Below are 11,377 nucleotides of genomic sequence, written 5' to 3'. Positions count from 1 at the left end.
GAGCTGAAGGCTGCCCAAGGCAGCCTTCAGCTCTGAAAAGGTTTTACCGGACACTAGTGACGCTCTGCGTGGGAATGCCTCAACGGACGCTCCGCGTTCGGCTCTTGGGACGCAGAGCGTCCCGGGCTGCATTCCCACGCGGAGCGTAGGAACGATCACTACGCCGGGGCCATTTCCTGCGCCAACCCGAGAAACGCCGCCGGCAGCCGGGCGCCTTTTCGTTCCTTGAGGCAGTACAGGTATTCGGGAATCTGCGGCGCATTCTCGAGAGTCAGCACCCGCAATTGCGGATCGTGTGGCACTTCCTGCCGGGCGATGATGCTGATGCCGATGTTGCGCAACACCGCTTCACGAATCGACTCGCGACTACCAATCTCCAGCAATGGCCCGAAACTCACTCCCGCGCCGGCCAGCAATTCTTCGGTCAAGCGCCGGGTGGTCGAGCCCGACTCGCGCATCAACAAGGTATGCCCCGCCAGCGCACTGAGCGGTACATGGTCATGCACCGCCAGCGGATGATTGCGATGCACCGCCAACACCAGCGGATCACTGCCGAGCACCCGGCGGATCAGCCGCGCATCATCGAGCAACTGCGAGGACGCGGCGACATCGACCCGGTAATCCTCCAGCGCTTCGAGCACCTGCTGGGAGTTGCCGATTTCCACAGACACCTCCACCTGCGGCAAGCGCTCGCGAAAAGTCTTCACCAGATCGAGGATGTAATACGGCGCCGTGGCGGCGATGCGCAACGTGCCCTGGACCTGACCACTGTTACGCAGGAAGAACTCGATATCGGCTTCCTGCTGCAACAGTGCCTTGACCATCGGCAACAGCCGCGCGCCTTCGTCGCTGACGCTGAGGCGACGGCCGCCACGGTAGAACAGCTCAACCGAATACTGGCTTTCCAGATGCCGAATCTGGGTGGTTACCGTCGGTTGGCTCAGGCCGAGCTTTTTCGCCGCCAGGGTAATGCTGCCCAGCCGGGCCACCATGTAAAACGCCTTCAGCTCGGCACTCAGCACACCCGTCCCTCATCGTCTATTTGCGCAACAGGCGCAAACCGTTGAACACCACCAACAGGCTCACGCCCATGTCGGCGAACACCGCCATCCACATGGTGGCGATCCCGGCGAAGGTTACCCCAAGAAAGATCGCTTTGATGACCAATGCCAGGGCAATGTTCTGTTTGAGGATGTTCGAGGTCTGCCGCGACAGGCGGATGAAGGTCGGGATCTTGCGCAGATCGTCGTCCATCAGGGCGACATCGGCGGTTTCGATGGCGGTATCGGTACCGGCCGCCGCCATGGCGAAACCGATCTCGGCCCGCGCCAGCGCCGGAGCGTCGTTGATGCCGTCGCCGACCATCCCCACCCGATGGCCCTGTGCATACAGCGTTTCGATGGCTTGCAGCTTCTCGGTCGGCAACAGATCGCCCTGCGCCTGATCGATGCCCACATGGGCGGCGATGACCTGGGCGGTGTGAACGTTGTCGCCGGTCAGCATCAGGGTTTTGACGCCCAGCTCATGCAATTGCTGGATCGCTTCGCGGCTGGACGCTTTCACGGTGTCTGCCACGGCGAACAGCGCCAGGGGACCCGACTTGTCGAGCAACAGCACCACCGACTTGCCCTGTTTCTCCAGAGCAAACAGTTTTTCTTCCAGCGCTGGAGAACACAGGCCCAAGTCTTCCACCAGTCGATGGTTGCCCAGGTGATAGAGCTCACCATTGATCTCACCGCGTACTCCACGACCCGCCAAGGCTTCGAAGTTATCCACAGTCAGCGGCGCGCGCTGGTTATCCACAACTGCCGCGTTGGCGATGGCCAGCGACACCGGGTGATCCGAGCGACCGGCCAGCGCCGCCGCAAGGGCCGGGGCTGTTTGATCGGCGGTCAGGTCGAGGGACAAATAGTCGGTCTGCACCGGTTTGCCATGCGTGAGGGTGCCGGTCTTGTCGAGGGCCAGGTAATCGAGTTTGTAGCCGTGCTCCAGGTAGACGCCGCCCTTGACCAGAATCCCTTTGCGCGCCGCTGCCGCGAGGCCGCTGACGATGGTCACCGGAGTGGAAATCACCAACGCGCATGGGCAAGCGACCACCAGCAACACCAGCGCCCGGTAGATCCAGTCGAACCACAGCGCGTCCATGAACAGCGGCGGGATCACCGCCACGGCGACGGCCAGGATGAACACTGCCGGTGTGTAGATTTTCGAGAAGCTGTCGACGAAACGCTGGGTCGGGGCCCGCGCCCCTTGGGCCTGCTCCACGGCGTGGATGATGCGCGCCAGGGTCGAATTGTTCGCCGCGGCAGTCACGACATATTCCAGCGAACCGGACTGGTTGATGGTACCGGCGAACACCTTGTCGCCGACAGTTTTCTCCACCGGCAGGCTCTCGCCGGTAATCGGTGCCTGATCGATGGTCGAGCTGCCGGACACCACTTCGCCATCCAGACCGATCCGCTCGCCGGGACGCACTCGCACCCGCGCACCCAGCTCGATGTTTTTCACCGGTTGTGCGACCCAACGGCCGTCGGCCTGCAGCACCGTGGCTTGTTCCGGGGTCATCTGCATCAGCCCACCGATGGCGTTGCGCGCCCGGTCCAGAGACCTGGCTTCGATCAGCTCGGCCACGGTGAACAGGAACATCACCATCGCCGCTTCCGGCCATTGGCCGATCAGGACCGCACCGGTTACCGCGATGCTCATCAGCGCGTTGATGTTCAGGTTGAGGTTTTTCAGGGCGATCCAGCCCTTTTTATAGGTACCCAGGCCACCGCTGAGGATCGAGATCAGCGCAATCACCGCCACTACCCAATTGGGCGCAGCGTTAGTGAAGTGGATAACTTCAGCCGCCAGCGCACCAACGCCGGACAGCGCCAATGGCCACCAAGGTTTTTTCTCTGGCACAGGTATTGGCGCTTCGACGCCTTGTTCCAGTGGCTCGGCGTGCATGCCGAGGGATTTGATCGCGTCGATGATCGGCGCGGTGCCTGGCAGGTCATGGGTCACGCCCAACACCCGGTTGATCAGGTTGAACTCCAGTTGCTGCACACCCGCAAGCTTGCCGAGCTTGTTCTGGATCAGCGTCTGCTCGGTCGGGCAGTCCATGGCCTCGATGCGGAAGCTGCTCAGCCGCGCGCCGGCGGTCGGTGTCTCGCTCAACTTGATCAGCGATGGCGCCGCAGCTTTGGAGGAACAGCAGGAATCGCCGTGGCCGCCATGATCATGGCTACCATGGACATGCTGGGGCACAGGCTGCAGCTTGTGGCTGTGATCGTGATCGTGATCGTGATCAGCCTCGGGTTTGTGGGTGTGAAGAGAATCGCTCATTGGTCGCGTCCATGAAGGTGCCTGTTGCCAAGTAAAGACCCTGTAGCCACTATAGGGTCAAGCACCCTTTTGGAGATTGACGCGATGAAAATAGGAGAACTGGCGAAACTCACCGACTGCGCCGTGGAAACCATCCGCTACTACGAGCGCGAAAACCTGCTGCCGGAACCGGCCCGCAGCGACGGCAATTACCGCGTCTACACCCAGGCCCACGCCGAGCGCCTGACCTTCATCCGCAACTGCCGCACCCTCGACATGACCCTCGAGGAAATCCGCAGCCTGCTGGCCCTGCGCGACAGCCCGCAGGATCAATGCGAAAACGTCAACGCGTTGATCGACGAACATATCCACCATGTGAAGGCACGAATCGACGGTTTGCTGGCGTTGCAGACACAACTGCTCGACCTGCGCCAACGCTGCAGCGAAGGGCCGGATATCGATCAGTGCGGGATTTTGCAGCGATTGGAGGTGAGTGGCGGGGTTGTGGCGACGGAGGTGGAGCATTCCCATGTTGGCCGCAGTCACGGGCATTAGCAGCCCATGATCGTTCCCACGCTCTGCGTGGGAATGCAGCCATGGACGCTCCGCGTCCACTGTGACGCAGAGCGTCACGGGAGTCATTCCCACGCAGAGCGTGGGAACGATCAGGTGGGCTAGACCGCCATCGGCGCGGTCATCGGCGCGTGGTGCTCGTAACCTTCGAGCGAGAAATCACTCGGCTCGATCAGCTCCAGCCATTCCGGCTGGTACACGCCGGTCTTGGCGAATTCCGGCACACGGTCGGATATCTTCAGCTTCGGCATGGCGAACGGCTCGCGCTTGAGCTGTTCGTTGAGCATGTCCAAATGGTTTTCGTAGACGTGGGCGTCACCGATGAAATAGGTGAACCAGCGCGGCGTGTAACCGGTCAGGCGACCGATCAGGCTCAGCAGCGCGGCGCCTTCGGTGAGGTTGAACGGCGTGCCCAGGCCCAGGTCGTTGGAACGGATGTAGAGGGTCAGGGAGATTTCCTTGGTCTCGACATTCGGGTGGAACTGGTACAGCAAGTGGCACGGCGGCAGGGCCATTTCATCGAGCTGCGCAACGTTCCAGCCGTGGAACAGAATGCGACGGCTGCCCGGGTCCTTGATGATGGTGTCGACACACTGGCGGATCTGGTCGATCGCCTTGTACAGCACCACATAAGCCTGGCCGTCTTCTTCGCCTTCGGCGATCTGCCGATAACCCTGGCTCAGGGTCTGCTCGATGGCGGCCTGGTTGCTGACCGGAATCTGCTTGTACGCCGGCCATTTGCGCCATTGCACACCGTAGATCTCGCCGAGGTCGTCTTCGCCCTGACGGAACGGGTTGGCCAGCCACTGGGCGTTTTCGTTGGCGTTCTGGTCCCAGACTTTGCAACCCAGCGCACGGAATTCAGCGGCGTTGTTCACCCCGCGCAGAAAACCGCACATCTCGCCGACGGCCGACTTGAAGGCCATCTTGCGGGTGGTGATCGCCGGGAAACCTTCCTGCAAATCGAAGCGCAGCATCGCACCCGGAAAGCTGATGGTGTTCACGCCGGTACGGTTGGCCTGCTTGGTGCCGTTCTTGATGACGTGGGCGACCAGTTCGAGATATTGCTTCATGAATTACCTGTGTCCTTGAACCCGGAGCCGTCGCCCCGGGGTTCGAATTTTTAGCGCCTGCTTCTTATACAGCAGCTGCGGGGGCCGCTGGGGCGCGTCGATAGGCCAGCCAGATCAGCAACAGACCACCGGCGATCATCGGTACGCATAGCACCTGACCCATGGTCAGCCAGTTCCACGCCAGATAGCCCAGTTGCGCATCCGGAACGCGGACGAACTCGACGATGAAACGGAAAATGCCATAGAACAGTGCAAACATCCCGGACACCGCCATGGTCGGCCGTGGCTTGCGCGAGAACAGCCAGAGGATCAGGAACAGCGCCACACCTTCCAGCGCAAACTGGTACAGCTGCGACGGGTGACGCGGCAACTGCGCCGGGTCACTGAACGGCGGGAAGATCATCGCCCACGGCACGTCGGTCGGCTTGCCCCACAGCTCGGCGTTGATGAAGTTACCGATGCGCCCGGCGCCCAAGCCGATCGGCACCATCGGCGCGACGAAGTCCATCAACTGGAAGAACGACTTGTTGTTCTTTTTACCAAACCACAACGCTGCGAGCATCACACCGATGAAGCCACCGTGGAACGACATGCCGCCCTTCCACACTTCGAAGATCAGCGTCGGATTGGCCAGGTAGGCATGCAGATCGTAGAACAGCACATAACCCAAGCGACCGCCGACGATCACGCCCATCGACATCCAGAACACCATGTCGGAGAGTTTTTCCTTGGTCCAGGTCGGGTCGAAGCGGTTCAGCCGACGGGACGCCAGCAGCCACGCGCCGCCGATGCCGACCAGGTACATCAGGCCGTACCAGTGGATTTTCAGCGGACCGATGGCCAGGGCCACCGGGTCGATCTGCGGGTAAGGCAGCATTGCGACTCCTCGTTAGAGTTGAAACCTTTAAAATTCCCGGGCGACGCTGTCACGCCAGGATTAAGCCAGGATTGCGTTACGCCTCAGAGCAAGAAGCTCAAGCCGACGCAAAACAGCAAAGCGGCAAACAGTCTTTTCAGCAAGCGCGCCGACAGCTTGTGGGCCAATCGCGCACCGAGGCGGGCGAAGACCATGCTGGTCAGAGCGATCCCCAACAGTGCCGGCAAATACACAAAACCGAGACTATGGGCCGGCAGCAGTGGATCGTGCCAGCCCAGAATCATGAAACTTAATGCACTTGCCAAAGCGATGGGCAAGCCACAGGCCGACGAAGTGGCCACCGCTTGCTGCATCGGTACGCTGCGCCAGGTCAGGAACGGCACGGTCAACGAACCGCCACCAATCCCGAAAATCGCCGAAGCCCAGCCAATCACACTGCCGGCCACGGTCAGACCGACTTTACCGGGCACCGTTCGGCTGGCCTTGGGCTTGAGGTCCAAAGCGAGTTGAGCAGCGATGATCAGTGCGAAAACGCCAATGATCTTCTGCAAATTCGGCCCGGAGATCGCTTCGGCAGTCAGCGCGCCGAAACCGGCACCGATCAGAATGCCGAGGGTCATCCAGGCAAAAATCGGCCAACGCACGGCGCCGCGGCGATGATGCTCGCGAACTGCATTGACCGACGTAAAAATGATCGTCGCCAGGGAGGTGCCGACTGCAAGATGCGTCAGGATCGACGGATCGAACCCCTGCAATTTGAAACTGAACACCAGCACCGGGACGATGATAATCCCGCCGCCTACCCCAAACAGCCCGGCCAGCACGCCCGCACAGGCGCCCAGCGCCAGATAGAGCAGAAATTCCATGGCCACATCCCCAAGCATCCCGAAACAGGAGCGGCATGGTAACGGATGCATGGCCTCGGGCTCCACTGCGGATGGCGATGGATCGATGAGCGATGTCTGCGTAGAGTGAGCAAAAAACACACAAGGACCACCTTATGTGCCTGATTGTTTTTGCCTGGCGACCGGGCCATGCCCAGCCGCTGATCGTGGCGGCCAACCGCGACGAATTCTATGCCCGGCCCAGCCTGCCTTTGGCGCAATGGCCGCAAGCTGCGCACGTGTACGCCGGTCGTGACCTTGAGGCCGGCGGTACGTGGCTCGGTGTCGGCGCCAATGGGCGTTTCGCCGCGCTGACCAACATCCGCGATCCCCTTCAGCCACCGGCCGCCAGGTCACGAGGCGAACTGGTGGCGCAATTTCTCATCGGCGACATGCCGATTGAAGACTATTTAAACGACGTTGTCCGACGTTCGCCTGAATATGCCGGGTTTAACCTGCTGATCGGCAATACCAACGAGTTATGGCACTTCAATGCCCGGGAGACCGAGGCGGTCAGGCTCAAGCCTGGGGTTTATGGGTTATCGAACGCGGGGCTGGATACGCCGTGGCCAAAAGTGCTCAAGGCCAAGGCAGCGCTGAGCGAAGTGCTGGACGATCCACAGCCTCAGGCGTTATTGGCCTTGCTCAGCGATCCGCAGACGGCGCCGCTTGCCGAGCTGCCAGACACTGGCGTGGGGCAAGCCACCGAGACGTTGTTGTCGAGCGTGTTTATCAAGAGCCAGGCTTATGGGACACGGGCGAGTACGGCGTTGATTGTTCAGGCAGATGGGGTGCGGCATATGGTCGAACGGAGTTTCGGGCCGTATGGGGGGCATTTGGGGGAGGTAGAGATCAGGATTTGAAGTCGGGCGATTAATTGTGGCGAGGGAGCTTGCTCCCGCTGGAGCGCGAAGCGCTCCCGATCCGGCCAATGCGTTCTTTCAGAATGATCGCATCGGCCGGATTACGACTGCTTCGCAGCCGAGCGGGAGCAAGCTCCCTCGCCACAGGGCCGCCGCTGACTTAGAGGGTCTTGACCGAAGCCGGATTGATCATCCGCGCCAACCCAAGGTTCTTCAGCGCCAGTTGCAGCGAGCTGTGGATAACTTGCGGGTTGTCGATGGTCATCAGCTCCGCCAGCAGTTCCTTGGCCTTGCTCAGGTTGATCTGACGCAGCATCCACTTCACTTTCGGCAAGTTGGTGGCGTTCATCGACAGGCTGTCGAAGCCCATTGCCATCAACAGCACCGCCGCCGCCGGGTCGCCGGCCATTTCGCCGCAGATACTCACCGGTTTGCCTTCGGCATGGGCATCGCGCACCACGCTCTGCAGGGCTTGCAGCACCGCCGGGTGCAGGTAGTCGTAGAGGTCGGCCACCCGTGGGTTGTTTCGGTCCACGGCCAGCAGGTACTGGGTCAGGTCGTTGGAGCCGACCGACAGGAAGTCCACTTGCCGTGCCAGTTCCTTGGTCTGATACACCGCCGCCGGAATCTCGATCATCACGCCAACCGGCGGCATCGGCACGTCGGTGCCTTCGTCGCGGACTTCGCCCCAGGCCCGGTGGATCAGGTGCAAGGCCTCTTCCAGTTCATGGGTGCCGGAAATCATCGGCAACAGAATGCGCAGGTTGTTCAGGCCTTCGCTGGCCTTGAGCATGGCGCGGGTCTGCACCAGGAAGATTTCCGGGTGGTCGAGGGTCACGCGAATGCCGCGCCAGCCGAGGAACGGGTTGTCTTCCTTGATCGGGAAGTACGACAGCGCCTTGTCACCGCCAATGTCCAGGCTACGCATGGTCACTGGTTGCGGATGGAACGCGGCAAGTTGCTCGCGATAGATCGCCAACTGTTCCTTTTCGCTCGGGAAGCGCTGGTTGATCATGAACGGCACTTCGGTGCGGTACAGACCCACACCCTCGGCACCGCGCTTCTGCGCCCGTGCCACGTCCGCGAGCAGGCCGGTGTTGACCCACAGCGGCATGCGGTGGCCATCGACCGTTACGCACGGCAGGTCGCGCAGTGCATCCAGCCCGAGGGCCAGTTGTTTCTCTTCCTCGACCACGTCGGCGAACTGCTTGCGCAGCACGTCACTGGGGTTGGTGTAGACCTCGCCGTGGTATCCGTCGACGATCATCTGGATGCCGTCGACCTTGGAGTACGGCAGGTCGACCAGGCCCATCACCGTCGGAATACCCATGGCGCGCGCCAGGATCGCCACGTGGGAGTTGCCGGAACCGAGTACCGACACCAGACCGACCAGCTTGCCTTCCGGCACCTCGCCGAGCATCGCCGGCGTCAGTTCTTCGCTGACCAGAATGGTGTTGTCGGGGTAGACCAGCGTCTGCTGCCGCTCTTCCTGCAAGTAGGCGAGCAAACGGCGACCGAGGTCTTTGACGTCCGAGGCGCGCTCACGCAGGTAGGCGTCGTCCATCAATTCGAAACGGTTGACGTGATCGGTGACCACCTGACGCAACGCGCCCTGGGCCCACTGACCGGTCTTGATCACGGTGGTGACTTCGCTGCCGAGCGAGGCATCGTCGAGCATCATCAGGTAGACGTCGAACAGCGCCCGCTCTTCAGGCCGTAGCTGGGTTGCCAGCTTGGCGGACAAGGCACGCATGTCGGCGCGCACGCCTTCGATGGCTGTTTTGAACAGCCCAAGTTCTGCGTCGATGTCGGTGATGGTCTTGTCCGGCACCACATCCAGATCGGCGGGTGGCAGCATGACGACCGCGGTGCCGACCGCCGCGCCCGGCGAACCCGGTACGCCGACGAACTTTGCTTCCTGAATACCTTTGCCCTGACGGCCCAGGCCACGGATCGAACCGGTGGCCTCGGCGTGGGCGATAACGCCCGCGAGCTGCGCGCTCATGGTCACGAGGAAGGCTTCTTCACCCTCATCGAACTGCCGGCGTTCCTTTTGTTGAATGACCAACACGCCGACGACGCGGCGGTGGTGAATGATCGGCGCCCCGAGGAACGACGCGTAGCGCTCTTCACCGGTCTCGGCGAAGTAACGGTAGCGCGGGTGATCCGCGGCGTTTTCGAGGTTCAGGGGTTCTTCACGCGTGCCGACCAGGCCGACCAGACCTTCGTTGGGGGCCATGCTGACTTTGCCGATCGAGCGCTTGTTCAAGCCCTCGGTGGCCATCAGCACGAAGCGGTTGGTCTCTGGATCAAGCAGGTAGACCGAGCAGACCTGGCTGCCCATGGCCTCTTTGACGCGCAACACAATAATCCCCAACGCCGCCTTGAGATCCTTGGCGGAGTTAACTTCCTGGACGATCTTGCGCAGCGTATTGAGCATGGCTCGGGGTCGAACTCCGTCGTCAGTCGCGCGCTAAAAGGCGCGGGGCAAGCTCTTTGAGAGCGCGTCGATACACCTCGCGCTTGAATGTCACCACCTGGCCCAACGGATACCAATAGCTGACCCAGCGCCAGCCATCGAATTCCGGTTTACCGGTCAAATCCATCCGCACCCGCTGCTCGTTGGAGATCAGGCGCAGGAGAAACCATTTCTGTTTCTGGCCGATGCACAGCGGTTGGCTGTGCGTTCTGACCAGACGTTGCGGCAAACGATAACGCAACCAGCCCCGGGTGCAGGCGAGAATTTCAACATCTTCGCGCTCCAGGCCCACTTCTTCGTTCAACTCGCGGTACAAGGCGTCTTCCGGCGTCTCCTGGGGGTTGATCCCGCCCTGTGGAAACTGCCAGGCATCTTGATTGATACGGCGAGCCCATAGCACCTGGCCGGCATCATTCGTCAGAATGATCCCGACATTGGGGCGGAAACCATCGGGGTCGATCACGGCAACAACCTCGCAAACGCATGTCGCCGCATTGTTCCACAAAGGTTGTGAAAGCAGCAACGAGCCGACCTACCTTATGTGCACTCTTGTGAAAAGTCCGTATTCTGGAGACCTTTCTACAGACTTTTCAGCGAGTAACTGCAATGCGGCTGGCTTTATTCGACTTGGACAACACGCTTCTGGGCGGCGACAGTGACCACGCCTGGGGCGATTATCTGTGCGAACGGGGTTTCCTCGACGCCGTCGCCTACAAGGCACGCAACGACGAGTTCTATCAGGACTACCTGGCCGGCAAGCTGGATCAGGCCGCCTACCTGAACTTTTGCCTGGAAGTCCTCGGTCGTACCGAAATGGCGACGCTGGATCAATGGCACCTGGATTACATGCGCAACTGCATCGAACCGCTCGTGCTGCCCAAAGGCCTCGAACTGTTGGCCCAACACCGTGAGGCCGGCGACAAGCTGGTCATCATCACGGCCACCAACCGCTTTGTGACCGGGCCGATTGCCACGCGTTTAGGCGTTGAAACCCTGATCGCCACCGAATGCGAAATGATCGACGGCCGCTACAGCGGGCGCAGCACCGATATCCCGTGCTTCCGTGAAGGCAAGGTGACCCGGTTGAATCGTTGGCTGGAAGAAACCGGCCACAATCTGCAAGACAGCTATTTCTACAGCGACTCGATGAATGATTTGGCGTTGCTGGAGCAAGTGACGAATCCGATCGCGGTCGATCCAGATCCGAATCTGCGAGCCGAGGCCGAGAAACGCGGCTGGCCGGTGATCAGTCTGCGCGATTGATTAAGCCTGTAGCAGCTGCCGAGGTACGAGGCTGCGTTGCGGTCCGCAGGACCGCC

Annotated in this window: 10 protein-coding genes; 3 read left to right on the top strand and 7 right to left on the bottom strand. The window is 61.1% G+C overall.

The window, feature by feature from the left end:
• Window positions 1-158: 158 nt before the first annotated feature.
• Together AC1RO5_RS28425 and AC1RO5_RS28420 are read right to left on the bottom strand one after the other, a co-directional pair.
• On the bottom strand, window positions 159-1,022 hold the full coding sequence (locus AC1RO5_RS28425; protein WP_063342227.1) for a LysR family transcriptional regulator: 864 nt from the start codon (window positions 1,020-1,022) through the stop codon (window positions 159-161).
• 16 nt (window positions 1,023-1,038) lie between these two features.
• Window positions 1,039-3,330 (bottom strand): heavy metal translocating P-type ATPase, encoded by a 2,292-nt coding sequence (locus AC1RO5_RS28420; RefSeq protein WP_493178980.1) that lies wholly within the window; start codon window positions 3,328-3,330, stop codon window positions 1,039-1,041.
• Between the two features lie 84 nt (window positions 3,331-3,414).
• Between AC1RO5_RS28420 and cadR the strand changes: the two genes are divergently transcribed.
• Complete coding sequence (gene cadR, locus AC1RO5_RS28415) at window positions 3,415-3,864, top strand: Cd(II)/Pb(II)-responsive transcriptional regulator (protein WP_007897786.1); 450 nt, start codon at window positions 3,415-3,417, stop codon at window positions 3,862-3,864.
• 119 nt (window positions 3,865-3,983) lie between these two features.
• Here cadR and AC1RO5_RS28410 read toward each other — a convergent pair whose 3' ends face one another.
• The 3 genes from AC1RO5_RS28410 to AC1RO5_RS28400 form a co-directional block, all read right to left on the bottom strand.
• A complete protein-coding gene (locus tag AC1RO5_RS28410; RefSeq protein ID WP_493178979.1) occupies window positions 3,984-4,955 on the bottom strand; it encodes a thymidylate synthase in 972 nt (323 codons plus the stop codon).
• 64 nt (window positions 4,956-5,019) lie between these two features.
• Window positions 5,020-5,832: a prolipoprotein diacylglyceryl transferase gene (gene lgt / locus AC1RO5_RS28405; RefSeq protein ID WP_493178978.1), complete on the bottom strand. Its 813-nt coding sequence runs from the start codon at window positions 5,830-5,832 to the stop codon at window positions 5,020-5,022.
• An 83-nt stretch (window positions 5,833-5,915) separates the two neighbouring features.
• Window positions 5,916-6,698: a sulfite exporter TauE/SafE family protein gene (locus AC1RO5_RS28400; RefSeq protein ID WP_493178976.1), complete on the bottom strand. Its 783-nt coding sequence runs from the start codon at window positions 6,696-6,698 to the stop codon at window positions 5,916-5,918.
• 134 nt (window positions 6,699-6,832) lie between these two features.
• Here AC1RO5_RS28400 and AC1RO5_RS28395 point away from each other — a divergent pair, with 134 nt between their 5' ends.
• The gene (locus AC1RO5_RS28395) at window positions 6,833-7,579 is read left to right on the top strand and encodes an NRDE family protein (RefSeq protein WP_493178974.1); all 747 of its coding nucleotides are present in this window, start codon (window positions 6,833-6,835) and stop codon (window positions 7,577-7,579) included.
• Between the two features lie 160 nt (window positions 7,580-7,739).
• On the opposite strand, the gene ptsP is transcribed toward AC1RO5_RS28395, so the two are convergent.
• Both ptsP and AC1RO5_RS28385 read right to left on the bottom strand, forming a co-directional pair.
• Entirely contained in the window at window positions 7,740-10,019 is a 2,280-nt protein-coding gene (gene ptsP, locus AC1RO5_RS28390; protein WP_018928656.1) for a phosphoenolpyruvate--protein phosphotransferase, read from the bottom strand.
• A 22-nt stretch (window positions 10,020-10,041) separates the two neighbouring features.
• Window positions 10,042-10,521 carry an RNA pyrophosphohydrolase gene (locus AC1RO5_RS28385; RefSeq protein WP_007897732.1) on the bottom strand — a complete coding sequence of 160 codons (480 nt, stop codon included), beginning with the start codon at window positions 10,519-10,521 and terminating at the stop codon, window positions 10,042-10,044.
• A 143-nt stretch (window positions 10,522-10,664) separates the two neighbouring features.
• On the opposite strand from AC1RO5_RS28385, the gene AC1RO5_RS28380 reads away from it, so the two are divergent.
• Window positions 10,665-11,321, top strand: a complete 657-nt coding sequence (locus tag AC1RO5_RS28380) for a histidinol-phosphatase (protein ID WP_493178972.1) — start codon at window positions 10,665-10,667, stop codon at window positions 11,319-11,321.
• Window positions 11,322-11,377: the final 56 nt, after the last annotated feature.

It is taken from the genome of Pseudomonas sp. GW822-FHT02G04 (genome assembly GCF_058802085.1).
Note: the sequence above shows the minus strand (reverse complement) of the source record. Positions and strands in the feature narration are given on the sequence as shown.

What these genes read in the sequence shown, in the direction of transcription:
- AC1RO5_RS28420 (WP_493178980.1), bottom strand. Translation starts at nt 3,330, where the DNA reads ATGAGCGATTCTCTTCACACCCACAAACCCGAGGCTGATCACGATCAC.
- cadR (WP_007897786.1), top strand. Translation starts at nt 3,415, where the DNA reads ATGAAAATAGGAGAACTGGCGAAACTCACCGACTGCGCCGTGGAAACC.
- AC1RO5_RS28410 (WP_493178979.1), bottom strand. Translation starts at nt 4,955, where the DNA reads ATGAAGCAATATCTCGAACTGGTCGCCCACGTCATCAAGAACGGCACC.
- lgt (WP_493178978.1), bottom strand. Translation starts at nt 5,832, where the DNA reads ATGCTGCCTTACCCGCAGATCGACCCGGTGGCCCTGGCCATCGGTCCG.
- AC1RO5_RS28400 (WP_493178976.1), bottom strand. Translation starts at nt 6,698, where the DNA reads ATGGAATTTCTGCTCTATCTGGCGCTGGGCGCCTGTGCGGGCGTGCTG.
- AC1RO5_RS28395 (WP_493178974.1), top strand. Translation starts at nt 6,833, where the DNA reads ATGTGCCTGATTGTTTTTGCCTGGCGACCGGGCCATGCCCAGCCGCTG.
- ptsP (WP_018928656.1), bottom strand. Translation starts at nt 10,019, where the DNA reads ATGCTCAATACGCTGCGCAAGATCGTCCAGGAAGTTAACTCCGCCAAG.
- AC1RO5_RS28380 (WP_493178972.1), top strand. Translation starts at nt 10,665, where the DNA reads ATGCGGCTGGCTTTATTCGACTTGGACAACACGCTTCTGGGCGGCGAC.